The organism is Comamonas koreensis, from assembly GCF_014076495.1.
GTDB lineage: Bacteria > Pseudomonadota > Gammaproteobacteria > Burkholderiales > Burkholderiaceae_C > Comamonas > Comamonas squillarum.
In genome coordinates this window covers 4,344,387-4,367,914 of the sequence record NZ_CP043575.1, presented here as the reverse complement: position 1 = coordinate 4,367,914, position 23,528 = coordinate 4,344,387, and the positions used below count along the sequence as shown (strand labels likewise).

General features: G+C 63.8%; 23 protein-coding genes and 1 pseudogene. 8 read left to right on the top strand and 16 right to left on the bottom strand.

Annotated elements, in window-relative coordinates:
• Positions 1–120: 120 nt before the first annotated feature.
• From F0Q04_RS19930 to F0Q04_RS19910, 5 genes are all read left to right on the top strand, one after another.
• On the top strand, positions 121–2,265 hold the full coding sequence (locus tag F0Q04_RS19930) for a tripartite tricarboxylate transporter substrate-binding protein (RefSeq protein ID WP_182343104.1): 2,145 nt from the start codon (positions 121–123) through the stop codon (positions 2,263–2,265).
• A gap of 205 nt (positions 2,266–2,470) precedes the next feature.
• Entirely contained in the window at positions 2,471–3,556 is a 1,086-nt protein-coding gene (locus tag F0Q04_RS19925) for an acyl-CoA dehydrogenase family protein (protein ID WP_182343102.1), read from the top strand.
• Positions 3,553–4,359 carry an ABC transporter ATP-binding protein gene (locus F0Q04_RS19920; RefSeq protein WP_116927154.1) on the top strand — a complete coding sequence of 269 codons (807 nt, stop codon included), beginning with the start codon at positions 3,553–3,555 and terminating at the stop codon, positions 4,357–4,359. The genes F0Q04_RS19925 and F0Q04_RS19920 overlap by 4 nt, the downstream gene beginning before the upstream one ends.
• A 39-nt stretch (positions 4,360–4,398) precedes the next feature.
• On the top strand, positions 4,399–5,619 hold the full coding sequence (locus tag F0Q04_RS19915) for an ABC transporter substrate-binding protein (RefSeq protein ID WP_182343100.1): 1,221 nt from the start codon (positions 4,399–4,401) through the stop codon (positions 5,617–5,619).
• Positions 5,616–6,395, top strand: coding sequence for an ABC transporter permease (locus tag F0Q04_RS19910; RefSeq protein ID WP_232539415.1), 780 nt, complete (start codon positions 5,616–5,618; stop codon positions 6,393–6,395). The genes F0Q04_RS19915 and F0Q04_RS19910 overlap by 4 nt, the downstream gene beginning before the upstream one ends.
• Positions 6,396–6,432: 37 nt before the next feature.
• Here F0Q04_RS19910 and F0Q04_RS24360 read toward each other — a convergent pair whose 3' ends face one another.
• From F0Q04_RS24360 to F0Q04_RS19875, 8 genes and pseudogenes are all read right to left on the bottom strand, one after another.
• Positions 6,433–7,191: an ATP-binding protein gene (locus tag F0Q04_RS24360; RefSeq protein WP_420093989.1), complete on the bottom strand. Its 759-nt coding sequence runs from the start codon at positions 7,189–7,191 to the stop codon at positions 6,433–6,435.
• A gap of 27 nt (positions 7,192–7,218) precedes the next feature.
• A pseudogene (locus tag F0Q04_RS24355) lies at positions 7,219–8,526 on the bottom strand (histidine kinase dimerization/phospho-acceptor domain-containing protein); the annotation flags it as partial.
• A gap of 151 nt (positions 8,527–8,677) precedes the next feature.
• Positions 8,678–9,514: a response regulator gene (locus tag F0Q04_RS19900; protein ID WP_116927157.1), complete on the bottom strand. Its 837-nt coding sequence runs from the start codon at positions 9,512–9,514 to the stop codon at positions 8,678–8,680.
• A gap of 502 nt (positions 9,515–10,016) precedes the next feature.
• Positions 10,017–10,181, bottom strand: a complete 165-nt coding sequence (locus F0Q04_RS19895) for a hypothetical protein (protein WP_182343096.1) — start codon at positions 10,179–10,181, stop codon at positions 10,017–10,019.
• A 62-nt stretch (positions 10,182–10,243) separates the two neighbouring features.
• Positions 10,244–11,449 carry a low temperature requirement protein A gene (locus F0Q04_RS19890; RefSeq protein WP_182343094.1) on the bottom strand — a complete coding sequence of 402 codons (1,206 nt, stop codon included), beginning with the start codon at positions 11,447–11,449 and terminating at the stop codon, positions 10,244–10,246.
• A 27-nt stretch (positions 11,450–11,476) separates the two neighbouring features.
• Complete coding sequence (locus F0Q04_RS19885) at positions 11,477–11,746, bottom strand: hypothetical protein (protein WP_116927159.1); 270 nt, start codon at positions 11,744–11,746, stop codon at positions 11,477–11,479.
• Between the two features lie 238 nt (positions 11,747–11,984).
• The gene (locus F0Q04_RS19880; protein ID WP_116927160.1) at positions 11,985–12,761 is read right to left on the bottom strand and encodes an SDR family oxidoreductase; all 777 of its coding nucleotides are present in this window, start codon (positions 12,759–12,761) and stop codon (positions 11,985–11,987) included.
• A gap of 201 nt (positions 12,762–12,962) precedes the next feature.
• Positions 12,963–13,886, bottom strand: a complete 924-nt coding sequence (locus tag F0Q04_RS19875; RefSeq protein WP_182343092.1) for a LysR family transcriptional regulator — start codon at positions 13,884–13,886, stop codon at positions 12,963–12,965.
• Positions 13,887–13,951: 65 nt separating this feature from the next.
• On the opposite strand from F0Q04_RS19875, the gene F0Q04_RS19870 reads away from it, so the two are divergent.
• Positions 13,952–14,569 (top strand): LysE family translocator, encoded by a 618-nt coding sequence (locus F0Q04_RS19870; protein ID WP_182343090.1) that lies wholly within the window; start codon positions 13,952–13,954, stop codon positions 14,567–14,569.
• A 16-nt stretch (positions 14,570–14,585) separates the two neighbouring features.
• Here the strand turns inward: F0Q04_RS19870 and F0Q04_RS19865 are convergent, their stop codons facing one another.
• The 3 genes from F0Q04_RS19865 to F0Q04_RS19855 all read right to left on the bottom strand — a co-directional run bounded on the left by F0Q04_RS19865 (position 14,586) and on the right by F0Q04_RS19855 (position 16,663).
• A complete protein-coding gene (locus F0Q04_RS19865; protein WP_182343088.1) occupies positions 14,586–15,590 on the bottom strand; it encodes an IPTL-CTERM sorting domain-containing protein in 1,005 nt (334 codons plus the stop codon).
• Between the two features lie 84 nt (positions 15,591–15,674).
• A complete protein-coding gene (locus tag F0Q04_RS19860) occupies positions 15,675–16,163 on the bottom strand; it encodes a hypothetical protein (RefSeq protein ID WP_182343086.1) in 489 nt (162 codons plus the stop codon).
• Positions 16,164–16,342: 179 nt separating this feature from the next.
• Positions 16,343–16,663 carry an FHA domain-containing protein gene (locus F0Q04_RS19855; RefSeq protein WP_116927164.1) on the bottom strand — a complete coding sequence of 107 codons (321 nt, stop codon included), beginning with the start codon at positions 16,661–16,663 and terminating at the stop codon, positions 16,343–16,345.
• Between the two features lie 287 nt (positions 16,664–16,950).
• On the opposite strand from F0Q04_RS19855, the gene F0Q04_RS19850 reads away from it, so the two are divergent.
• Positions 16,951–17,124 (top strand): hypothetical protein, encoded by a 174-nt coding sequence (locus F0Q04_RS19850; protein ID WP_021026347.1) that lies wholly within the window; start codon positions 16,951–16,953, stop codon positions 17,122–17,124.
• A gap of 341 nt (positions 17,125–17,465) precedes the next feature.
• Here F0Q04_RS19850 and F0Q04_RS19845 read toward each other — a convergent pair whose 3' ends face one another.
• The 5 genes from F0Q04_RS19845 to F0Q04_RS19825 all read right to left on the bottom strand — a co-directional run bounded on the left by F0Q04_RS19845 (position 17,466) and on the right by F0Q04_RS19825 (position 22,960).
• Positions 17,466–18,335 carry an anti-sigma factor family protein gene (locus F0Q04_RS19845; protein ID WP_182343084.1) on the bottom strand — a complete coding sequence of 290 codons (870 nt, stop codon included), beginning with the start codon at positions 18,333–18,335 and terminating at the stop codon, positions 17,466–17,468.
• 2 nt (positions 18,336–18,337) lie between these two features.
• Complete coding sequence (locus F0Q04_RS19840) at positions 18,338–18,880, bottom strand: RNA polymerase sigma factor (protein WP_116927166.1); 543 nt, start codon at positions 18,878–18,880, stop codon at positions 18,338–18,340.
• Between the two features lie 49 nt (positions 18,881–18,929).
• Entirely contained in the window at positions 18,930–19,304 is a 375-nt protein-coding gene (locus F0Q04_RS19835; protein ID WP_116927223.1) for a hypothetical protein, read from the bottom strand.
• A gap of 153 nt (positions 19,305–19,457) precedes the next feature.
• Positions 19,458–21,005, bottom strand: coding sequence for an IPTL-CTERM sorting domain-containing protein (locus F0Q04_RS19830; RefSeq protein ID WP_182343082.1), 1,548 nt, complete (start codon positions 21,003–21,005; stop codon positions 19,458–19,460).
• A gap of 86 nt (positions 21,006–21,091) precedes the next feature.
• Positions 21,092–22,960 carry an IPTL-CTERM sorting domain-containing protein gene (locus F0Q04_RS19825; protein WP_182343080.1) on the bottom strand — a complete coding sequence of 623 codons (1,869 nt, stop codon included), beginning with the start codon at positions 22,958–22,960 and terminating at the stop codon, positions 21,092–21,094.
• A gap of 237 nt (positions 22,961–23,197) precedes the next feature.
• Between F0Q04_RS19825 and F0Q04_RS19820 the strand changes: the two genes are divergently transcribed.
• On the top strand, positions 23,198–23,395 hold the full coding sequence (locus F0Q04_RS19820) for a hypothetical protein (protein ID WP_116927169.1): 198 nt from the start codon (positions 23,198–23,200) through the stop codon (positions 23,393–23,395).
• Positions 23,396–23,528: the final 133 nt, after the last annotated feature.

Below are 23,528 nucleotides of genomic sequence, written 5' to 3'. Positions count from 1 at the left end.
GGATACTTTGGCGCTGTATCCCTTTTAGTCCATGGCTGCCATGCTCTTTCCTCTGCATCCTTCCAGCGGCGGCATACCGCAGCAGCGACCCGTGCCCAGGCGGCGGGCCAGGGGCTCGGTATGAGCGCCTTGCAAGTCTTGCGTGCCTGGTTGGGATTGCTGGCACTCAGCCTGGGCCTCGCTTGCGCCCAGGCTGCGCCGCCCGACTACCAGGATCTGTATGCCCACCCCGAGCGCGCCATGCCGATGCAGCAGCACTGGCAGATGCAGCCGGTGTCGTCGTCTGCGCCACCCTGGGCAGAGATCTTCATGTTCCAGATCCGCTTTGATCCCCGCCTGGTCGATCGCCTGCGCTGGCTCAGCCTGAACCCCGACCCCGACACGGCACTGGCCCCCGCTTTGTTCGATGCCCTGGATGGCCGCACGCTGTTTCTGGCACCGTCCGCGCGCAGCCTGTGCGATGGCCGCTGGCAGGTGGTGCGGGTCGAATCCATCAGCAACTCCAGCGTCAACAAGGTGCTGCAGCCCGCTACCAAGGTCTGGCTGGTGCAGCACAAGCCAGGGGGCACACTGGAGGCCACCACCGCCTATGGGCGCCTGGATGCGCAGGGCCATTGGGCCGTGCCGCCGCTCACCTGCGACGGCAGCACCACCAATGTGGTGTTCTCCGCCGATGCGCTCGCCTATCTGAGGCCGGACAATGCCCAGCCCTTGCCCTCGGACCTCCAGCTGGACCTGGTGTATGCGCAGCCGGGCCTGCGCGATGCCCGGGGCCGCTGGCTGGCGCCGGTGCCGCCCAGCGATATAACGACCGCGCATTGGATGGACTACAAAAAGCAGATCATCACGCCCGGCTCGGGCGGCTCAGGCCTGATCGATCCGCAAGGGCGCATGGTGATTCCGTTCATCTTTGGCGACCTGCCCGATGCGACGGCGCAGCGCCGCATCCAACTGTGCAGCAACGCCGGGCTGCGCCTGCTGCGCGACGCCCGAACGCCCCGGGTGTGCCGCTGGCAGCGCCTGCAGCGCAGCCAGGGCGGCGAGGCGCTGCGCCCCGTGTTGGATGCTGCGAGCGGTCGCTGGGGCTACCAGAATGCGCGCGGCCAGTGGGCGATTGCGCCGCAGTTCCACGAGGCGCGCCGGTTTCGCCATGGCTATGCGGTGGTGGCGGCGCCGTTTGCCAATGACTGGCGGCCGCCCGGCTGGCAAGACGCGTGGCCGATGGTCCGGCAGTACTGGCGCATGGGCCGCTACTGGGTGGCTGAGGCACTGGTGCGCAATCCATCGACTGCCGGGCAGTGGGCCATCCGCTATGGCCTGATGAACGATGCCGGCCAATGGCTCGCGCCGCAGGCGCAACTGCCGCTGCAGATCACCGTGCCATCGCCCGCCGGTGGCCGCAATGGCCACTATGCCCAGATGCTGGCCGCCCATTTGCCGGCGCTGCTGGGCCGCCAGGTCGAGGTGACACATCTGCCCGATGCCAGCGTGGCCGACTACGAACGGCTGGCTGCCCAAGGCGGCAACCGCCAGCTGCTGTTTACGGCCATGACCCTTCCGCGCGGCGGCATCCCGGGCCTGCACCAGGGGCCTCCCATCGATACGGCGCTGCGATCGCTGCAGCCGGTGACCTTGGTCGCGTCGCAGCCCATGGTGCTGGCCATCGACAGCACCCAGGCCGATGCGCTGGGCATCCATAGCACCGATGATCTGCTGGCCTACGCCCGTGCCCACCCGGGCCGGTTGCGGGTGGGCACGGGTGAGGATGGCTGGATCGGGCAGCTGGCGTTGGCCCAGCTGCTGGCGCGCAGCGGCGTGGACCTGCAGCGCGTGGTCTTCCCCGGCAGGTACTCCGACTCCGATGTGGTGACGAAGGCGCATGCGGTGGAGCTGGTGTTGGCGCCTGTGAATGGCGTAGCCACCGCAGTGCGGCGCGGCCAGCTGCGGGTGCTGGGCACCACGGCCGACCCGGCCCATCCGCAAAGCCTCGATGGCATTACCTGGCCCACGCTGGGCGCCCACGCCTTGCTGGCCGGTTTGGCGGTCTACGACCACTTCATCCTCTGGGCCGCTGCCAACTCTGATCCCGCCGCCAACCGCGAACTGCAGCAGGCCATCGCCCAGCTGCTGGCCAAGCCCGAGGTTCAGCAGCAGCTGCAAGAGATCCAGGCCGTGGGCGGCGGCGGCTCGCCCGAGAGCCTGCTGGCGCTGGAGGCGCAGATGCGCGAGCAATGGCTGCGCGCCCAGGCCTTGACGGCGCCGTGAGTGTGATGCAGCTGCGATTGGTCAAATAAGCCTATAAGGCAGTTGCGTTAGACTGCAGCATCCTCGCGCGGGGCCTGCCCGCGCTCCCACCATGACTTTTTGCCGGTCCGGCGACTGACCATGCGACGGGTGCTCTCCAACCGCTCTCCTGGGCGGGCTGCGGCAGCCGGTGTGTCTGAGACGACCATGCGGGCCTCCCAACACGATGAGCACTTCCTCTCCCTTGCTGACCGACAGCGCAAGAACCGATATCGCACAGCGCGCCTATGTGCTCGATACCCAGGCCGAGCTGGCCAGCACCGTGCTGCCGATGCTGGCCCACCATGACCTGCTGCGCACTGGCCTGCCGGTCGCGCAAGGCGGCCATGGCGGTGATGTGCGCGATGCGATTGCAGCAATCGCGGAGGTCGCCAGCCTGTCGCTGACGACGGCCTTTGTGTTCTGGAGCCAGCGCGCCTTTATCCACTACCTGCAAGCCAGCGGCAATGAGGCCGCGCGCGAGCGCTGTTGGGATGCCTTGCTGCGCGGTGAGATCGCGGGCGCAGTGGGCCTCTCCAATGTGATCAAGTTCCTCTCGCGCATCGAGGCCTTGCAGGTGCAGGCCAAGCCACAGGCGCAAGGCTGGAGCCTCGATGGCGTGCTGCCTTGGGTCTCCAACGTGCGCAGCCAGGGTTTTGTCGTGGCTGCGGCCGTGCAGCCCGAAGGCGGCGGTCTGCCGATGGTGATGGCGCTGGAGAGCGGGCTGCCTGGCCTGGTGCGCTCGCCCGATCTGGACCTGCTGGGCATGCGCGCCAGCAATACCGCTGCGCTGCAGCTGAACCAGGTGGCGGTGCCAGCGCATGCGCTGCTGGCCCAGGCCGGGCCGCCCTACCTGAAGGCCGCGCGCCCAGGTTTCTTGGGCATGCAATGCGCGCTGTCGATCGGCCTGGCGCGGGCCGCGCTGCAGGCCGCTGCCCAGGGGGGTGGCGCGCGTGGCCCCTTGCACGGACGGGTGGTGGAGGCGCAGACGCTGCTGAGCCAAATCGAGGCCGAGCTGCTGGACGGTGTGCTGGGTGACCGCTGGGTTGCTGATGTCAGTCCCTTGTTTGCATTGCGCATGCGCCTGGCGGGCCTGGTGCAACAAGCGCTGCAGCTGGAGCTGCAAGCCACCGGCGGCCGCGCCTATCTGCAGGACCAGCAGCCCGATTTTGGCCGCCGCTGGCGCGAGTCGGCCTTTATCCCGATCGTCACGCCCAGCCTGACGCAGCTGGAGGGCGAGCTGGCCCAGCATGCCGCGCAGGTGTCGGCATGACGGCAGCCCTTGCACCCCGCCAGGCCTTGCAGGGCCGGGGCCTGGCCTATGGCTACCGGGCCGGTCAGCCGGTGTTTGCCGGTATCGATATCGATATCGACAGCCAGGAGATTGTGGCGCTGCTGGGCGGCAGTGGCTGCGGCAAATCGACCTTGCTGCGCACGCTGGCGGGGCTGCAGCCGCCCGATGCGGGAACCCTGCAGTTTCTCGATGCGCCTTTGCGGGCGCCGCACCCGCGCGCGGCCGTGGTGTTCCAGCAGGCCAGCCTGCTGCCCTGGCTGAATGTGCAGGACAACGTGGCCTTTGGCCTGGACTTCAAGCACCAGCCCCAGGCCACGCAACCGGTGATTGCGCAGCGCGTGCAGGCCAGCATCGAGGCCGTGGGCCTGCGCGGCAAGGAAAAGCTTTTTCCAGCCCAGCTCTCGGGCGGCATGGCCCAGCGGGCGGCGCTGGCCCGGGCGCTGGCGCGCGAGCCGCGCCTGCTGCTGGCCGATGAGCCTTTCTCGGCGCTCGATGTGCTCACCCGCAGCGACATGCAGGCTCTCTTGGTGGAGGTCGTGCACCGCTGGCATACCGCCGCGCTCCTGGTCACCCACGATATCGACGAGGCCCTGCTGGTGGCAGACCGGGTGCTGCTGATGGGCAGCACACCCGATGTGCAAGCCGGCGCTGGCCGCATTGTGCAGAGCTGGCGCATCGACATTCCGCACCCACGGCGCATGGACGACGAGCGCGTCGCTGCGATGCGGCTGGAGATCTTGCATGCATTGCAAAGCCTGCGCGGGCAGGCCACGGCCGTCTGACAGACCTGAGACACCCCCCAACGACGAGGAGAGAGAACCATGACTTACCAACACATTTGCGCCTCCAGCCACTGCGACTGCGGCATCAGCCGGCGCGACTGGCTGCGCATTGCCGCCATCAGCGGCGCAGCGGCCACGCCTTGGCTGCGCGCGGGCGATGCCTTCGCACAAAAGTTCAAGGGCGACGATGTGCCGGTGCGCATCGGCTACCTGGCCATTACCGATGCCACCCCGTTCTTTGTGGCGCACAGCCGCAAGCTGTTTGAGGCCGAGGGCCTGCAGGCGGAAAAGCCGCGCCTGTTTCGCAGCTGGGCGCAGCTGATCGAGGCCTTTATTGCCGGCCAGGTGAACGTGGTGCACCTGCTCTCGCCCACCACCTTGTCGGTGCGCTATGGCTCCAAGTTCGGTGCCAAGGTGGTGGCCTGGAACCATATGAGCGGCTCGGCCATCACGGTGGCCCCCCACATCAACAGCGTGGCCGATCTGGCGGGCACCACGTTTGCGATTCCGTTCTGGTACTCGATCCACAACATCCTCATTCAGCAGGTGCTGCGCAAGAACGGGCTCACGCCGGTCAGCAAGCCCAAGGGCACGGCGCTGGGCGCCAAGGAGGTGAACCTGGTGATCGTGCCGCCCGCCGAGATGGTCGCTGCGCTGGCCTCCAAATCGGTGTCCGGCTTTATCGTGGCCGACCCGTTCAATGCGGTGGCCGAGACCATGGGCGTGGGCAAGGTGGCGCGCTTTTTGGGCGATATCTGGAAGGACCATGCCTGCTGCCTGGTGACCTTGTCCGAGCGCGACATTGCCGAGCGCCCCGAATGGGCCCAGCGCGTGACCACGGCCATCGTCAAGGCGCAGCTGTGGACGCGCGACCACATGGGCGAGACGGCCGAGCTGATGTCCAAGGACGGCGCCAACAAGTACACGCCGCACCCGCTGCCGGTGCTGCAAAAGGTGTTTGACTTGAAGGACTTCGAGCAGTACCGCGCCAAGGGCGTGCTGCAGCACCCCGAGTGGAACCAGCGCCGCATCGATTTCCAGCCCTATCCCTTCCCCAGCTATACGCAGGAGCTGGTCAAGGCCATGCAGGGCACCTTGATGGAAGGCAATGTGGACTTTATCCGCGAGCTGGACCCGGCCTTTGCTGCCAAGGACCTGGTCGATGACCGCTTTGTGAAGCAGGCGCTCAGCCAGGTGGGTGGGCTGAAGGCCTTTGGCCATGCCGATGACTTCAGCCGCAAGGAAGTGATCGCCGCATGATGCAGGCTGGCAAACGCTGGGCGGCGCGCCTGGCCTGGCCGCTGCTGGGCATGGCCATCACGCTGGCGCTGTGGGCGGTGGCGGCCCGGCATCTGTCCGATGTTGAGGCCATCCGCGCCGCCTTTGCGCCGCAGGCCGGGCTCCAGGCGCTGGTGCATCTGCTGGGCAGTGGCGAGCTGTGGCCGCATATCCGCATGAGCCTGGAGCGCATTGCCATTGCGCTGGCCCTGGCGCTGGCCATCGGTGTGCCGCTGGGGCTGTGTCTGGGGCTGTCGCCGCTCTTTGCGCGCATCAGCGGGCCCACTTTTCAGTTCTTGCGCATGGTCTCGCCGCTGTCGTGGATGCCGCTGGCGGTGATGGCGCTGGGCGTGGGCGAGGCACCGGTGATTTTCTTGCTCAGCTTTGCCACCGTCTGGCCCATCATGCTCAACACCGCCGCTGGTGTGGCTGCGCTCGACCCGGCCTGGATGCGGCTGGCGCACAGCCTGTCGGCCACGCGCTGGGAGACCATTGCCCGCGTGGTGCTGCCCGGCTGCATCAGCCATATCCTCACCGGTTTTCGGCTGGCGGTGGGCATTGGCTGGATTGTGCTGGTGCCCGCCGAGATGCTGGGCGTCTCCAGCGGCATGGGCTATTTTGTGCTGGACACGCGCGACCGCCTGGCCTATGACGAGCTGATGGCCGGCATCGTTGTCATCGGCTGCCTCGGCTTTGTGCTCGACTGGCTGGCCCGGGCCCTCAGCAGCCGCTGGACGCAGCGCGGCCAGCAGGGCTGAGCGCCTGCCCAGCCGCTGCCAGCCCCGCTGCTCCTAATCAGTGCGGCGCGCTGCTGGCGCCGCGCTTGCTGCGCAGCGCCAGTTGGTGGATGCCGGCAAAGTCAAATTGCTCGAGCCGGTCCAGCAGCTGGGCGGTGAACAGCGCATGGACGCTGTGCTCGGTGTGGCGGTTGATCCAGCCTTCGATATCGGTGAGGCGCCCATGCAGGGCCAGCTCGGCGAGCTCATCGAGTGCGGCATCGCCGGGGGTGGCTATCGCAGTGACGGGCGCCAGCGCTGCGCGTGCGGGCTGCCCCGCCAGCGCAGGGGCCGCTGTGCCGCCGCCGTCGATGATCGGCACGGACAGCTCAAAGGAAAATGTGGTGCCCTGGCCGGCGGCGCTGCTCACCTCCAGGCTGCCGCCCATCGCCATCAGAATGCGCTGCGAGATGAACAGGCCCAGGCCCGTGCTGCCGCCCTCGGCCTGGATTTGCTGGAAGGCATCAAAGATATCGGGCTTTTGGGCCAGGTCGATGCCGATGCCGGTGTCGGCCACGGCCACATGGAGCACGCAGAACTCGCCGTCCTGGCGGGCGTTGACCGACAAGGTCACGACGCCATCGCGGGTGAACTTGGCGGCGTTGGACACCAGGTTCAGCAGCACCTGCTGCAGGCGCTTGCCGTCCATCGCCATGCGCCGGGGCAGGGCGCCGCTGACATGGCTGTGGAAGTGGTTGTTCTGCTGCGAGCACAGTGAGACGGCGTAGTCGGAGATGTCGTCCAACAGCGCCTGCAGATCGAGGGGCGCGGGGCGCACCGCCAGCGGTTGCAGCTCGGACTTGGCATATTCCAGCAGCTCGTCGATCAGGTCCAACTGGTACTTGACGCTGCGCTGGATGGTCTTGACCAGGCCCTGCTGCTTGTCCGGGGCCTCTGTCAGTAGCAGATCCGAATAGCCCTTGATCGTTGCGAGCGGCGCGCGCAGATCATGGCCGATATAGCCCAGCACTTCCACCTTCTGGCGCTCCTTGGTTTGGGCATCGCTCAGCGCCGTGCTCAGGTCGGCATTCAGGGCCGACGTGACCATGGCCGCGTACTTCTCATCCTGGCGGCGCACCACCATCTGGCCCAGGATATGGCAGGACAGCAGGATCAATACCGTACCGACAGCGGCGACCAAAATGGCGGTCCACAGGTGCTGCTCGCGGATGGCCGCCAGGGGCTCCAGCGACGCCAGGGTCAGCAGCTGGTATTGCCGGTTGTTCAGCGGCTGGCGCTTCATCACATAAGGCGTGCCGTCGATCAGCCATTGACCCTCCATGCCTTTGGCCGCGATGGGCTGGATGTCCATGGCATCACCGAGTTCTTCGCCGTCCTCATCGTCCGAGGGGTGCAGCACGCCGGCGGGCAGCATGGCCGCCACATTGCGCAGCATGAAGGGCTCGGACGAGCTGGTGGTCACGCGCCCCTGGCGGTTGACGATCAGCGCAATATGCCGGCCGGTCAGGTAGTGCGCCATATCGGGCGCATCGAACTTGACGGTGACGGAGCCCTGCACGACATCCTGGGCATCGTCGATGCGGCTGGCGACAAAGTAGGATGGGGTCTTGTTGATGCGCGCAATACCAAAGGAATGGCCGCTGCCATCGCGCAAGGCATTGTTCAGGTAGATGCGGCCCGAGTAGATCATGCCGACGATGCTGTCGGGTGCAGCCCAGTTGCTGGCCGTGATCGTGTCGTCGGACAGGTTGTTCTGGTAGATGCGGGCATAGCGCAGGTCGGCCCCCAGCGCGTCCATGAAGTCGCCTACCTTGCGCACCAGCGGGTCGGTGGTGAACTGGGCCGCGCGCTGCTGGCGGGTCAGCGCTTCGAGGCCTGGCGGGTCCTCGCGGTAGCGCGTGGCCAGCTCAATCACCTGGCTTTGGCTGGCCACCATATTGGCCACGCTCACCATCTGGGTAAAAAGCCGGTCGACCACGCGCGCCGTGGTCTCGGCTTCGTAGGCGGCGCTGGAGGCCTGGCTCTGGGTCCACTGCGTGGCCACGCGCTGCGATAGCCACCAGCCCAGACCTGCCACCAGGCAGAGCCAGAAAAGCACGAGCGCAACGGTGGCGCGGCGCACCAGGGGCAGCATCTCCCGGCCGCGTTTCATCGCAGCGGGTGGATTGCTGGCAGTAGCGCTGCTTGGGTCAGCGAATGGCGAAGGCGGAGCAGGTATGTCCATGGTTTTGATGATGCGCAGAGTCAGGTAGCACAGGCCACGGGTGCAGGTCACCGATGCCGAGGTGGGTAGGGCCCAGGCCTCAACGGAACTTGGAAGCGACCAGGTTTTGCAGCACCTGGGGATCGGCCTGGCATTCGCTGCGCAATTGGGTGGGCGATTTTTGCCAGAACTTCTTGAACTCGGTGGAGAAGTTGGCCGAGTTCAGATAGCCCACTTCCAGCGCCACATCGGCAATGCTCAAGGTGCTTTGGGCCAGCATCAGCGCGGCTCGGCGCATGCGTTCCTGGCGGATGAATTCAAAGGCCGACAGGCCGTCGCTGGACTCGAACACCATGTTCAGGCGCCGCATGGACAGGCCCAGGCTGGCGGCGACGTCCGAGCTTTTCAACTCGGGATTCTGGATATTGCCCAAAATGTATTCGGTCGCCACCTGCTTGAGCGTGAGGTTGGCCGGAGACTGGCTTGGCGGCGCGGCGGCTCCGTCTGCCTGCCCGTCCGGCCCATCCTGGCCTGGCGGCAGGTTGTGCCGGGCCAGCATCAGGTGGATGCGCACGCGCTCCTGGATCTCTTCGACGAAAAAGGGCTTGGTGATGTAGTCCACGCCACCGGCGCGCAGGCCCGAGAGCCGGTCGTCCTGCTCGATGAGGGCCGACAGAAAAATGATCGGAATGTGCTGGGTCGCCGGGTTGGTCTTGAGCAGGCGCGCGATCGTGATGCCGTTGCGCCCAGGCATGCGCACATCGAGCAAGATCAAATCGGGCAGCAGCACCGCAGCCCGCGCATAGCCTTGGTCGCCATTGAGCGCGACGCTGACCCGGTAGGAGGTATTGCGCAATGCGGCGACCAGCAAACGTAGCTGGTCTGGATCATCGTCCACGATCAACACATGTGGAGACTGGATATCTGCATTGCTCATAGCTTCTGTAGAACCTTGATACACCTTTAACGGTTGTCAATTGTCACACATGGGGTCTGGTGTCTTGCTTGTTTGTTTTAAATCAATGTTAACTCCAGCATCCATGATAGGAGCTTCACAACGCCTGCGAAAACGGGGTTTGGCTCTATAAGTACGCCTGTTTTGGTCGCTTTTCGCTGGTTTTTTTTAAATGTCTTTGGTATGTTTTAAATTTCTTGAGCTTTATAGAGCAATTGGATAACAAAAAATGTTACCTATTTCCAGTCCTGAGGGGGCCGTGCCGATCTCAGCGCTGGCCGAGGCGCGGGTGGGCTGCTTGCAACGGGGCAGACGCTGCAAAACCGCTGACGAGCAGTTGGGCAGGGGGCGGCATCCCACCCCCAACGCATCCTTTGCTGGCGAGCCTGTGTGCTTGGCCCAGCGAGGGCTTGCACGATCGGGCGCATGCCACTGTCGCCCGCTCCCGTGCCCAGGTCAATGCGGGGGCTTTTGCACAGGGCCCCTAGTGGTGGCCATGCTCGGCGACCGTACCAAGGCGCTGGCGACGCTTGGCCGCATGGGTGTCCCGCAGCGCCACGCCCAGGATGAGCAGTGTCGTCAGCCAGCCCAGCACCAACAGATTGCAGACCTGGCCTAGAGTCACCAGCACCAGCACCAGCAGCATCAAGGCGCCCCGCCAGTGCGACGCGGGGGGCGCGCTATAGACCGTCTTCTTATAGATGGCACTGCCTAGTGGTGGCCATGCTCGGTGACCGTACCAAGGCGCTGGCGACGCTTGGCCGCATGGGTGTCCCACAGCGCCACACCCAGGATGAGCAGGGTCGTCAACCAGCCCAGCACTAACAGATTGCAGACCTGGCCCAGAGGCACCAGCACCAGCAGCATCAATGCGCCCAGCCAGTGCGATGCGGGCAGCGCGCCATAGACCGTCTTCTTGTAGATCGCACTGCCCAGCAAGTAGATGGCGGGACCGGCGAGCAAGATGGCGATCTGCGGCGCCGCAGCCAGCGCATGGGGGTGTGCCAGCACCAGGTCGTTGCCCACCGCAGAGGCAATCACCCCGGCGATCAAAATGGCGTGCACATAGTGGAAGTAGGCGCCAATGCGGCCCGGATCAGCGGCGCGGGTGATGGCCTCGGTGGCATCCTGGCTGGAGGTGCCAAAGTACAGCCACCACATCGCCAAGGTGCCGATAAAGGTGGCGCCCAGCGCCATCAGCACATCCCACTGCCAGGTCTTGGTATCGGCCAGCGTGGCGCCGCTGGCCAGCAGCGTCTCGCCCAGTGCCACGATCACGAACAGCTGGCAGCGCTCGGCCATGTGGCCGCCCTCGATGGTCCAGTCCTGCGTCTGGCTGCGGCCCAGGCCCGGCAGCGCAAAGCCGAACATCGGTGACACATACTCGCACAGCACGGCCACCAACCACAAAAGCAGGCGCAGTTGCGGGTCCGCCAGCCCTCCCGCAATCCAGAACACAGCAGAAATACAGACCCAGCCGAGCATGCGGCGGAAGTTGTGTGCCAGCGGGTGCCAGGCCGGCAGCTGCGACCAGATGAACGCGGTGCGTCCCACCTGCATGGCCACATAGGCCAGCGCAAAGACCAGCCCGCGCTCGGCGAAGGCTTCGGGAATGCTGGAGGCCATCAGCAAGCCCAGCAGCATGGTGGAAAACAGCATGCCGCGGATACGGGGTGTCTGCGGGTCGAACCAGTTGGTGACCCAGCAGGTGTACTGCCAGCCCAGCCAGACGGCAAACCAGAGCACCAAGGTCTGTGCCACGCCCATGAAGCCCAGATGGTGCAGCAGCTCATGGCTCAGCTGGGTGACGGCAAACACATAGACCAGGTCAAAGAAGAGCTCTTCATAGGTCACGCGGGCGTGGTGACCGTCACGCTGGCGCAGCAAGGGATGGGAGAAGGCGGGAGTTATCGGCATGGCAGTTCTGCAGTGGCTGGCAGGCCCTCAGGCCTGCGAGAGGATGCGGGTGACAAAGGCGGCCAGCAGCACTGGCACCATCAGCACGATGAGCAGGATCAGCGCTTCGTCGCGTACGCTGTAGCCCGCCTGGGTGACGCCGACCCACATATTGGTGCAGGCAATGAGCAGCCACACCGGCATGAACAGCTTGGCCGCCACCACCATGCCTGCCGTGCTGGCCGACCACAGCCAGCCAAACAGCACAAACACGGCGAGCAGCAGCAGGCCCCCGCCCGTGACCATCAGTACATGCATATAGAAGCTCTCAAAGATTTAGGAATCATGGCGGCGCTGGTGCACAGCAAGACTGGCGCTGCAAACCCATTGCCCGTGGAGGGACAGGGATAGGCATCAGCGACACCGCGTTTTGTGGCGGGCCATAGCCCTAGCCTCAGCCCCGCAAGACCAAGCCCGCGTTGCGACCCAGGCCGGCGCCAGCGCTGCTCCCGGGCGCCTGCCATGCAGCGCGCGGCAGGCCCCCAGCCAGCGTCTTTTACTTGGTGGTGTAGCCGCCGTTGATCAGGATCGTCTGGCCGGTGATCCACCAGCCATCGGTGACCAGATGGCGGATGAAGGGCACGACATCCTCGATATCCGTGAGGCCCGTATTGCTGAAGCCCGACAGCGCAGCGGCTGTCTTGTGGTAGGCCACCGCATCGGCCCCTTCTGCGGGGTAGAAGAAGTTGGTGTCCATGGGGCCGGGGCCGACGGCAGTGACCGAGATGCCGCGTGCGCCAAACTCCTTGGCCGCTGCACGGGTGTAGTGCTCGACAGGTGCCTTGGTGCCGGCATAGGACGAGTAGAACGGGGTGAAGGCCCCCAGCAGCGAGGTCACCAGCGTGACGATCTTGCCGTTGTCATTGAGGTGCAGGCCCGCTTCCTTCAAAAAGAAAAACGCCGCCTTGCTGTTGGCATTGGACATCTCGTCGAACTCGGCCTCGGAGATATCGACCATCGGCTTTTTGAGCACCTTGCCGACGGTGTTGATGGCGATATCGGGGCGGCCCAGTGCCGCCACCGTGTCTGCAAACAGCTTTTGTACGGCAGCTGCACTGTTCAGGTTGCCTTGCAGTGCGATGGCCTTGGCGCCCAGCTTCTCCACCGCTGCCACGGTGGCCAGTGCTTCATCACGGCTGGCGGCGCTGTTGTAGTGGATGGCTACAGCTTTGGCGCCTTGGCCGGCCAGATCGCGGGCAATCAGGCCACCGAGGTTTTTGCCTCCCCCTGCAATCAGAACGACTTTGTCTTTAACGGTGTGGGCTTTGCGCATGCTGCATCTCCAAATGAGTGATGGGAATCGATGGGTATCACAGTGGAGATTTTTATTGCCTTATTCAATCGTCTGAATTTGCAAAACGGATGAAGCTTTTGCTAAAACAGCGATTGGTCATTGATTTTTTGTATGCAAGGACCATGGCGTTCATCCGGGGCTTGCCGGCAATGCGCGCTGAATGGCCATGGCCCGAACGGGCTAGGCCATGGATCGCAGCCACGCCAGCAGGTGGTGCTGCACACTGCCTGGCAGCAAGGCATGGGGCGAGAGCAGGCAATACTGCGAGCCGTCCTCGACAAAGCCCAGCGGGGCGACGAGCAGACCGTGGTTAATGTCGTCCTGCACCAGATGCCAGGGGCCAATGGCGACCCCGAGCCCGGCAATGGCCGCTTGCAGGCTGAAGTAGAAATGCTCCAAGCTTTGCCCAGTGGCTGCGGGCAGCGGCCGGCCCGTGGCCGCGCACCAGTCCCGCCAGGCGCCAGGGCGTGTGCGGGTATGCAAGGGCACGGCCTTGGCTTGGAGTGCCGCGCTGCGCGGGCCCGTACGGAACCAGGCCGCTTGCTTGTCCGGGCGGCAAACCGGGCCGATACGTTCTGCAAACAGGGGCTCGGCATGGCAGCCTGGGGGCCAGGCAAAGTCATCCCGGCGAATAGCGAGGTCGATACCGCTGGCAAAGGAGAAGGGGCCGCCACCGGCGACCAGGTGCAGCTCCAGCCTGGGATGGCGCGCCTGGAAATCCGGCCAGCGCGGAATCAGCCAGCGCATCAGCAAGGTGGGCTCGCAGGACAGCACCCAGCGCCGCTGCTGGCGCGCGCGGGCGCGCAGACCGGCAATGCCCTGGCGCATCAGATCCAGCCCCTGGCTCACGGCCTGGGCCAGTGCCCGGCCCTCCGCCGTGAGAAAGACGCGCCGGCTGCGCCGCTCGAACAGCGCCAGGCCCAGTTCGTCTTCGAGCAGCCGCACGGCGCGGCTGACGGCGCCATGGGTGAGGTGCAGCTCGTCTGCAGCGCGGCTGAAGTTCTCCAGCCGGGCGGCGGCTTCAAAGCAGCGCAGCGCCAGCAAGGAGGGCAGGCGGCTGTCAGTGAATGGTGAGTCTGGCTCACCATGGCTGTCAGAAATCATCGTTTTTCATGGCGCAGTATTGCAGGCACCATGCGTGTAGTTGTTACTGTTGCACAGGATACGCGATGACCGAATTGTTAGCTGTTATCACCATCACCTTGCTCGCTGTCATCAGCCCGGGGCCCGATTTTGCGATGGTCACGCGCAACAGCCTGCTGCTGTCGCGCCGCGCCGGCGTGCTGACCGCTGTGGGCATTGGCTTGGGCGTGCTGGTCCATGTGGCCTACACCTTGCTGGGTCTGGGCCTGCTGATCCAGCAGTCGCTGTGGCTCTTCAACGCGATCAAGCTGCTTGGCGCGGCCTATCTGGTCTACCTAGGGGTAAAGATGCTGCGCAGCCAGCCTGCGAATGCTTCGGCCGAGGAGGCCCTCGCGCCGCTGTCCGATAGGGCGGCGCTGCGCACAGGTTTTCTCACCAACGCGCTCAATCCCAAGACCACCGTTTTCATGGTTAGCCTGTTTTTGCAGGTGGTGCAGCCCCAGACGCCACTGGCGCTGCAGCTGGGCTATGGCCTCTTTATTTCGGTCGCGCACATGGCCTGGTTCAGCCTGGTGGCGCTGTGCTTCTCGGCGGGCGCTGTGCGCAGCCGCCTATTGGCGACGCGCCACTGGATCGACCGCGCGTTTGGTGGATTGCTGGTCGGCTTTGGCGTGTTGCTGGCGCTGTCGCGCGGCACGCGCTGAGCACGCGACCTTGCCATCAACGCGTGTAGCGGTGGCGGCGCTGGCGTATTCCGAACCATCCCAGCAGCACTGCCAGCAACGAGAGACTGTATGCGCCCAGCGTTGGTACTGGTGTGGGCGTTGCCGCCACGGCATTGGGCGGCGCGGACACGCGCACGGTGGCCGTCGCGCAGACCGCCTGGTTGGGCGCTGCCAGGCAGATGTTGTACTGGTAGCTCACCGGGCTGGTCAGCCCACCCGCAGGCGGCACATAGGTGCAAACGCCGGCTGTGCAGCTGACGGTGCCCGCCGTGGGTGGCGTGACGAGGGTGACGGAGGCCGGGTCCACCACCCCACCGGTGCTGCTGTCGTTGGTGGCCACCGGCGTTGCAGCGCTGGCGGTGTTGCTGGTCAAGGTCACCCCATCGTCCTGCGCTGTGATGGAAGGGGGGACCAGCGAGAGATCTGCCGTGTTGTTGGTGCTGATCGGATCGGCAGGGCTGCCTGCTTGGGGCTGTGCGTTCACGGTATGCGTGCTGGCTGCCGTGCTGCCCGGGCCAGTCCAGGTCACGGTATAGACGGCGGTGTCGCCAGAATTCAAAGCTTGAACCACGGCGCTGATGGGACCACTGCCTGAAGCAGTGGTGCAAGGCGCGCCAGAAGGCTGCAATGTGCAGGACCAGTTCGCGGTTGCGCCATTGGCCGTCGTTGGCAAGGGGTCCGACACGACGGCGCGGGTCGCGTCGGGGCCGTTGTTGTAGACGTTGAAGCTGTAGCCGTAGTTGTTCTGGGCGCCCGCGGGCACGGCGGCGACGGCGCTGGCACTGACGATGATTTCTGCCAAGGTCTGGCGGCTCATCGTGAACAAGGTGTCGTCCCAGGATGCGCGCCCATCGGTATTGGCTGACGTGCGGTACAGGTAAAAGCGCAAGGCGTAGGGGGTGCCGGGTTGCAGCGTGATGCCGGGGCCAGGGCCGTCCGGGGGGGGGACCAGTTGGAAATCACCACCGGACACCGTGCTGACATCGTCTATCTGCTGCACCAGCGTGCCGACCGGACTGCCGCCAGCGTCGACGACGTAAGCGGCATAGCCAAAGGCGCGCGGATGTGCGTTGTTGTTCAGGTTTCAGCGCTTGGCCGTGACGACCGTATTGACATAAAACAACGCCGCAGATGCTGTCGCATCCGCATACTGCATCGGGCCGGTGGTGAACGGGAACTCGATGTACTGCTGGGCGGCTATTGCCGCAGCGGCCGTATTGTTCGCAAGGCCGGAGTTGACCTGAAAATCGGGGTAGATGGTGTCGGGGCTGGCGCTCAAGCCTGCGCCAAAGCGCTGCGGGCCCGTGCTCGACAGGAATGTGCTGTCATGCGTGGGGCCCGAAACCGGCGTGGCGCCCGTACTGCCTTCTGCCGAACCTGGATACCAGTCCTGGGTCAGCGTGCCTGGCGGGCGATTGCTCGTCCAGCCTGCGTCCCCGCTGTCGATGCCGGAATCAGTACTGCGGGCAAACACATACTGCTGCACTACGCTGGGACCCGCTGCGCTGGCAAGCCATAAGGCGCCGATGCACGATACAGACTGGTTTTTTGCACGAGCAAACAGAGATGGCATGGTCGGATCCTTGGGGCAGCAGGGACCCTCGTTGATTTCTCAGCCTGTCGTGGAAAAATAGAACATGTGGATGGTGTTGAGAAAGGCTGCTGACCACCTGCGTTGAATCTGCCAGGCGGTGGCCTGTGCCTGCGCTGGACCCAGCCCCGTTGGCCAGTAGCAGCAATCGCTGGCGGCGATCATGCGGCATCAGGGGGCGGAGCCGCCGATCCCTTCTGGATGTAGATCTCGATCGGCCCCACTGTCACCCGGTCGCCTGTGTAGAGCACCTGGCGCTTGACCTTGGTGCCGTTGACGAAGATGCCATTGGTGCTGTCGTGGTCCTCCACCACCAATACCCCGATGTAGTAGCTGAATGCGCCATGGTCCCTGCTGACACCCTGGTCATTCAGGCGCAAACCACAGCCCTGACCACGGCCAATCAGGGTCTGACCTTTGCCCAGTCTGAGCTGGCTGGGCGATGAAGATTGGGGTGATCGAACCTGGATAAGCGCTGGCATGGAAAACCTCCCACCGTGGAAGGCCAACCTGGGAAAACAGACCCTGGTGGCTATCTTGAGACCAGGGATTCTGTATGAAATTATTGAAATGGATTGTCAGCAATCTCTAACCTGGGCCGCTGCAGATCGGTGTGGCCAGTCCGTGGAATTTCTGCGTTTTGTTTGCAATTAATTACAACCATGACGGCGCCGAACCGGGCCGGTGGCTTGACTTTGCGCAAGCAAGGCTTACATTCTTAAATCATTGACTGAATCGATTGAAAAGTCTTTTGTGAAAGGAGTTGGGTATGCAAAACCAGCCATCATTTCCGATGCTGACCATGCCGACTCGTCCGCTGGTGGCCCATCGCGGCGAGAAAGCGAAGCGCTATGTGCCTTCGGTCTCCACCGACATCAGCAAGACTTTCGAGAAGTACCGCCGGCTGGCTGCGATGCAGCATCCCAAGCCCCTGGGGGATTGATTCGGTTTCCAGCCGCGCGCATGTGGCTCACTCCCAGTCCCACAGACGTATTGCATGCGCCGCCTGCAAAGGCAGCGGCTTTATTACAGCAAAACGCCCCAGCCTGATCGCCCGTTGGCAGCATCACTGGCGGCGGGCTCTGAGCGCAGCATCTGCAGGCTGTGTCCCTGCGCGGGCGGCAGATTTCTGCCCGCCTTATCGGCACAAAAATGGGCTGCCCAGCGGGCGACTGCGGCTCGTGCCCAAAGGCCGGGGGGGCGTGCGCATGGTTCTCGCCCTGGCGATGCAAAGGCCGGAGGCTATTTGGATGGTGTCGCAGTTGGCAGCGATGGTGCGGCCATTCAGTCCTGCTGCAGATGCTGGTAGACCGCCTGCGAAACACGCATCAGCTCGGCCCGGTCGGCATCTGACGCTAAGGCGTAACCCAGGTGGTTCTCCACCCAGTAGAAGACGTTGACAGGGCCGTCCTGGCCAAACTTGAACTGCGCATCGCTCTGGCTGCTCACCTCGCGGGTCACATACAGGGTCAGGCGCAAGCCCGCCTCGGTCTCGTACATGAATTGCGCCACCGGCCCGCTGTCGCCGGGCAGCAGGCGGCCGCCCATCAGGCGGTAGCCCAGCGCATTGAGTGGCGGTGGGCGCACCTGGGTGCCCATGCGCTTGGTCAGCCAGGTGACCAGCGCCTGCTCCTGCTCGGCGCCAACCTCCACCGGGCGCCGCACATCGGGGCTGTAGACCACATGAGCAATCGCGGCGCGCTGGGCAAAACCGCTCAGGGCGCTGCCGCTGGCAGGTGGCAGCGGGGGCTGGGCGGGTCGCGGGCTGTGGGCTGCGGGCTGGCCCGCCATCGCGAGCTGGACGGCCTTGGCATCGACTGCGCCGCGGATCGACCAGGCGGCACCGGCGCTGATGACCGCCACCAGCACGCCGGCGGCCAGGCTGCGCCAGGGCAGGCTGCTGTGTGTGGGGCGCAGCGGCAGGCCCATCGGCAAGGGCTCGTCCATCACGGGGGCCAGCATCTCGCGCAGCCGCGAATTCTGCTGCAGCCAATCCTGCACCCGGGCGCGCTCTTCCGGGTGCTCGTGCAGGTAGTGCTCGACCTGAAGGCGGCGTGCGCTGGGCAATTGCTGGTCCACATAGGCATGCAGATCGGCTTCGGTCACCGGCGGCATGGGACTGGCGTCCAGGGCTTGGAGGTTGGGCTGGTCCATGGTCACTTCACCCGTTGAATTCTTTGCGCTGCATGGCTGACTTTGTCCTGCTCCTTGCGCTGGCTGGGACTGGCCATCTCGTCGCGCAGCCGTGCGCGCGCCCGCGACAGCCGCGACATCACCGTGCCCAGCGGCACGCCGGTGATCTGTGCCACCTCCTGGTAGCTCAGCGCCTCAACGCTGACCAGCAGCAGCACCTCGCGCTGCTCGGGCGGCAGGCGCTGCAGCAGCCGGTCGAGGTCACGCACTTCCAATGCATCGGTCTGCTGGGCCCGCTGGGGCAGCTCAGGCAGCTCGTCGCCTGCGCTGTCTTCGGGCCGGCTGCGCTGGGCGCGCAGCCGGTCGATGAAATGGTTGTGCATGATGCCGAACATCCAGGCGCGCAGCTCATTGCGCTTTTGCCACATCGACAAGCGCGACCAGGCGCGCTCCAGCGTGTCCTGCACCAGGTCATCGGCGCGGTCCGGGTCACTGACCAGCCCGCGCGCATAACGCCGCAGGCTGGGGATGCAGGCCACAATCTCCGCTTCGTCCTGTGCGCGCATGGGGGCAGTGAGGTCCGGGGTGAGGAGGGGAATCAGCAGCAGCCAGCGCTTACTTGACGACGTGCCAGACGTCCTTGAAGTTGTCGCCCGTGGCGTCGCCAGCCTTCTTGTCTGCAGTATAGGTATAGAGCGGCTTGCCCTGGTAGGCCCACTGCTTGCTGCCGTCGTCGCGGGTGACGATGCTGTAGTCGCCTTCGGGCTTGGCATCGGCCGCCGCAGCATGGGCAGGCCACAGTGCGATGCAAGGGCCGTTGCACATGCTCTTGTTGCTGCCGGCCACATCCTTGTCAAAGGTGTAGAGCGTCATCCCGCTGGCATTGACCAGCATGCCATGGGCCATCTTGGCCGCCGGCTCGGCCTGGGCCAACGGGGCCAGCAGCGCGGCCAGAGACAGAGCGATCAGGGATGCATAAGGGGTTTTCATGGTGACCATCTTTCAAGGTTGGGTGGAGGAACACCTCTGTAGACGGATGGCCTGCCGGGATTATTCCCGGCATGCTGAGAATTTTGATGGCGCGCAGTTTGCGCTGGTCTGGAGCGCTGAGGCGACGCCCAATCTTCAGACCTTATGGACCGCTTATAGCGACCAGGCCTTGAACCGACCACGGCCCCGCGCCATGCCCAGCAGTGCCAGCAAGGCCGACAGCGCCAGAAGACCCCAGGTGCCCAGGCCAGGAACAGGCGTCGGCGTTGACGCCACGGGCGCTGCCGTGATGGTAATGCTGAAGCTCTGCGTTGCGGTATGGACAGCCGCCGCCTTATCAAAGGACTGTTGCGCGCTTACGCTGTCCGTGACCGTGATGCTGAACTCTTCCGTCTGCACCGTAGTGGGCGTTCCGCTGATCACGCCGGTATTGGTGTTGAGACTGAGGCCTGCAGGCAGGTTACCGCTGAGTGCAAAGCTGTAGGGGAGCAAGCCACCACTGACTTGTATCGGTGCGTTGTAGTTCTGGCCTATGGCGCCTTGGGGCAAAGTAATGGTGGGACCGGCGCCAGAAAAGAGCAAATCTGCGCTGGGGATGACGGCAACGCTTGCAGCTGAGGCGGCGCTGCCGCCGCCCAGATTCTTGGCCACCACCGTAAAGGTGTAGGGGGTGCCGTTGGTCAGACCGGTGATCAGGCAGCTTGTCGACACCGATGTGCAGCTGCCCTGGGGCAGACCCGTCACAACATATTCCGTGATGGCCGAACCATTGTCTGCAGGTACGGACCAGCTCAGCTCTACCTCTGCATTGCCTGCAACGGCCGAAGTGATGGTCGGGGCATCAGGAACCGGCGCTGCTGCAACAAGCGTATTGTTGGATGTGCCGACGATGCCGGGGACGACTGTATCTGTAGCTACGATAGTTTGTGTACCTGTGGTGAGGAATGTTGCCGAGAATGTGCTCTGGCCATTCACCAGTGTTGCACTGGCGGGCAGCGTCGCAGCTGCATCCGAGCTGGAAAATTGCACCGTACCGGTATAGCTCGGCACTTGGTAACCTGCGGCATCGACGGCGGTCACGCTGAAATCGAGCGCCGTGCCTTGGGTTGCGGTGGCAGGTGTTTTGACGGCAAGGCGGCTGGCGGGGCCCACGACTTCGTAGTGGATGGCACCGTTCCAGACCCGAGGTTGGTATACCGCTCCCGTGTTGTTGGTAAAGGGGTATTCCATACCGCCTCCCTCGAAAAATGACAACACACTGTCTGAAGCAAAAAGCGCTCCCACATTGCTGCCATCGCTGTAGTTCAAGCTGACTTCGGTTGATGTGGAGGTGATATAGAACGCATATGTCTGATTGGCAAGCAGGCTTAAAGGGGTGTCCAGTGCTACCGGTACACCTGTACCTGACACATTTGCCGATACCGGTCCTGTTTGCAGCAAGGTCCAGTCAGCAGGCGAATTGGCATGGCCTACCCAGGTGCCGATCCTGTAGTAGATTTCATAATCCGTATTTCCCATCGGCGACATATCAAACTGCGTAATGGCAATGGCCTGGTTGGCCATGACATCGAACATATTGCCTCGATGGTTATTGCCTGCGTTATACGTGGTCGTCAGTGTGGCTGCATGGGCAAGCGCAGTACATAAAAGTGCGATGAGAAAAAGCGATGCGCGCCGCAATATGTGAAGGGATGTGTGCATGGCAAGGGCCTGGTCAAAATGGTCGGTGGTGGTCGAAGTGGTGAAGAGATGGCAGCAAGCCACCCCGTTGGGGTGGCTTGCTGCGCTTATGCGCCAGGGCGTCTGCGAACTGCAGTGAGTCCGACAAGTGCCAGAAGGGCGGACAAACTGAGTGCGGCCCATGCGGATAGCGTAGGCACCGCCGTGGGCACTGCTGCCACAACGGATTGGACAAAGGCTTCGCTCTGGAGTGCGGGGTAGTTGGCATCGCCGCTGTAACTGGCAACGAGGCTGTGCGCTCCCGCAGTAGCAGGCAGTACGGCAGTGATGGTGGCCGTGCCATTGACGAGTGCAGCACTCCCCAGCGATGTGGAGCCGTCCAGGATCTCGACCGTTCCCGTGGGCACTGGCGCTGCTTTTGCCTGCAGAGCAGCGGTCTTGTTGGGATCAAACGTCACCGATACGGTGAACGTCACGCTCTGACCTGGCTGTGAAGGGTTTTGGCTGGAGCTGATGCTGATGCCCGATCCACCTTGAGCGACAGCGACCGTCTGTTGCACCTGGGGAGCGTCGCTGTAGTTGGCGTTGCCCAGTTGGTTCGCTTTGATGCTGCAGTTGCCGGCGCCATTGAAGGAGACCAGGTTGCCGCTGATGCTGCAGACTGACAGGCTGCCGCTGTCGATCGAGAAGCTAACGGCGTTGCCAGAGGCGCCACCATCGGCTGAAACGGTATAGCTGCCGCCTACCTTGGCATTGGCGGGGATGAACGAGCTGAAGCTGATGGTCTGCGCTGCCTTGTCAATGGTGACGTTCTGAGCCTGGGACGGCGCAGCTTTGTAGTTCACATCTCCAGCTTGTTGTGCGACGAGTGTGCAGATGCCGCCACTGTTGATGAAGACATTGGTGCCTGCCACCGTACAGACCGCTGGCGTGCTGCTGTCATAGTTCACGGGCAGGAAGGAGCTTGCACTTGCCTGAGGATTGATCGAGAAGCTGCCCCCGGGTGTGTACAGCTGGCTGGCAGGGCTTTGCGATGGGAAGCTGATGGATTGCAATCCCTGTTCCACAGAGATGGAATAGGGCTGGGCTCCCGAACAACCGCTCGCATCGTTCGCCGTGACCGTGAAGTTGGCGGCTCCGGAGGCTGTGGGGGTGCCGGAAATGGCGCCGCTGCTCGACAACGTCAAACCTGGTGGCAGTGCCCCCGAGGTGACGGCGAAGTTTGGAGCGCCCAGCGCGCCACTCTGGCTGAGTGTGGTGCTGTAGCTTTGGCCCACGCTGCCTCCAGCAAGGGCGCCCGCAGGCGTCAGCACGACAGAAGGGCATACATAGGGCGTATAGCTCACAGTGTCGATGCCGATGTAGTCAGAGTTCGTTCCGGACAAACCGCCACTGGTGACGAAATAACGGAAGGCCATGCGTGAGGACGTGGGGGCTGGCAGGCCCGAAACGGTGACGGAGTACTGCGTCCAGGTGGTTGGATAGACCCCCAAGGTGAGGCCAGGGTTGACACTCATCAGCAGCGTCGTGAAATCACCTACGCCAGTGCCGCTGCCGACATTTGTGCTGGCCCCATTCGTGCTGAGGCGCACTTCCAGGCGATCGGCGTAGGTGTCCGGGGAGGGCTTTCTTGTATAAAAAGTCAGCACATCGCCGTTGCGTATGGTTCGATCAGGCATGAGCAGCCAATTGCTGATCGTTCCGACACTGCCAGTGTTGTTGTAATTGGCCCCGATGTACGCATTGGCCGCGCCGCTTTGTGCGTCAAAAGGACCACCTGCAGTGGGCGGATTGCCTTGAAACCAGCCGGTGGACCCGACACCCACGCTGGCATTGCTCATTACCCATCCGCCACTAGCCAGGGTGTTGATGTCGTTAAAAGCTTCTGTAAACGCCTGAGCATGTGCACTGTGGTGCACCCCTATGGAAACCAATGCTGCAAACGCTCCCGCACTTAAAAACTGGTTCACGGCCATTTAGTACACCTTCATAAGCTTTTTACATATGTTGACATTTAAATGTGCGATGTGTGCAAGACGGTGTCAATCCCTGAAAGTGGTGATAGAGCTCACCCTAGTGCCTTCGATGGCGATATAAAAATACTGTATATTCATACAGCATTTTCGATAAACTGGCTAGGCTTGATGTCGCCATCCGGCAGCAGCTGTAAACGAAGCTCTGCGTTGGCTGCCCACAAGAAGAGAGGAGTTCGCATGATTGAAGTAGCCCATGACAACCTGAGCGATGCCTGGGAGGAGGGAGACGGTGCTGCCGCGTTGCCGCAGCTGGCCGCCGCGTCGGTGTTTCGGCAACTGGCGCACAAGCATGGCTTGCTGGCGCCGGGTGAAGAGGCCAGCCCTCAGATGCAGGCGTTTCTGGCCGAGCTGGCGGTGCTTGCGAATCTTTTTTGAGGCCGGTTCGCTGTTGGGCAAGCGGCAATCACTGCGCATTTTGACAAGGAGGAAGAGGGGCCTCATCCCTTTGATGCAGCGCGGATAGACCGCAGACTTGGCGTCTCTCTCCTAGGCCAAACCCGGATGTCTG

Bases quoted from the DNA above. Each gene is read 5' to 3' on its own strand.
- F0Q04_RS19855 (WP_116927164.1), bottom strand. From the start codon at position 16,663: ATGCCAGCGCTTATCCAGGTTCGATCACCCCAATCTTCATCGCCCAGC.
- F0Q04_RS19860 (WP_182343086.1), bottom strand. From the start codon at position 16,163: ATGCCATCTCTGTTTGCTCGTGCAAAAAACCAGTCTGTATCGTGCATC.
- F0Q04_RS19930 (WP_182343104.1), top strand. From the start codon at position 121: ATGAGCGCCTTGCAAGTCTTGCGTGCCTGGTTGGGATTGCTGGCACTC.
- F0Q04_RS19835 (WP_116927223.1), bottom strand. From the start codon at position 19,304: ATGAAAACCCCTTATGCATCCCTGATCGCTCTGTCTCTGGCCGCGCTG.
- F0Q04_RS19890 (WP_182343094.1), bottom strand. From the start codon at position 11,449: ATGCCGATAACTCCCGCCTTCTCCCATCCCTTGCTGCGCCAGCGTGAC.
- F0Q04_RS19925 (WP_182343102.1), top strand. From the start codon at position 2,471: ATGAGCACTTCCTCTCCCTTGCTGACCGACAGCGCAAGAACCGATATC.
- F0Q04_RS19845 (WP_182343084.1), bottom strand. From the start codon at position 18,335: ATGGACCAGCCCAACCTCCAAGCCCTGGACGCCAGTCCCATGCCGCCG.
- F0Q04_RS19915 (WP_182343100.1), top strand. From the start codon at position 4,399: ATGACTTACCAACACATTTGCGCCTCCAGCCACTGCGACTGCGGCATC.
- F0Q04_RS19820 (WP_116927169.1), top strand. From the start codon at position 23,198: ATGATTGAAGTAGCCCATGACAACCTGAGCGATGCCTGGGAGGAGGGA.
- F0Q04_RS19830 (WP_182343082.1), bottom strand. From the start codon at position 21,005: ATGCACACATCCCTTCACATATTGCGGCGCGCATCGCTTTTTCTCATC.
- F0Q04_RS19850 (WP_021026347.1), top strand. From the start codon at position 16,951: ATGCAAAACCAGCCATCATTTCCGATGCTGACCATGCCGACTCGTCCG.
- F0Q04_RS19885 (WP_116927159.1), bottom strand. From the start codon at position 11,746: ATGCATGTACTGATGGTCACGGGCGGGGGCCTGCTGCTGCTCGCCGTG.
- F0Q04_RS19875 (WP_182343092.1), bottom strand. From the start codon at position 13,886: ATGATTTCTGACAGCCATGGTGAGCCAGACTCACCATTCACTGACAGC.
- F0Q04_RS19880 (WP_116927160.1), bottom strand. From the start codon at position 12,761: ATGCGCAAAGCCCACACCGTTAAAGACAAAGTCGTTCTGATTGCAGGG.
- F0Q04_RS19840 (WP_116927166.1), bottom strand. From the start codon at position 18,880: ATGCGCGCACAGGACGAAGCGGAGATTGTGGCCTGCATCCCCAGCCTG.
- F0Q04_RS19825 (WP_182343080.1), bottom strand. From the start codon at position 22,960: ATGGCCGTGAACCAGTTTTTAAGTGCGGGAGCGTTTGCAGCATTGGTT.
- F0Q04_RS19900 (WP_116927157.1), bottom strand. From the start codon at position 9,514: ATGAGCAATGCAGATATCCAGTCTCCACATGTGTTGATCGTGGACGAT.
- F0Q04_RS19870 (WP_182343090.1), top strand. From the start codon at position 13,952: ATGACCGAATTGTTAGCTGTTATCACCATCACCTTGCTCGCTGTCATC.
- F0Q04_RS19920 (WP_116927154.1), top strand. From the start codon at position 3,553: ATGACGGCAGCCCTTGCACCCCGCCAGGCCTTGCAGGGCCGGGGCCTG.
- F0Q04_RS19910 (WP_232539415.1), top strand. From the start codon at position 5,616: ATGATGCAGGCTGGCAAACGCTGGGCGGCGCGCCTGGCCTGGCCGCTG.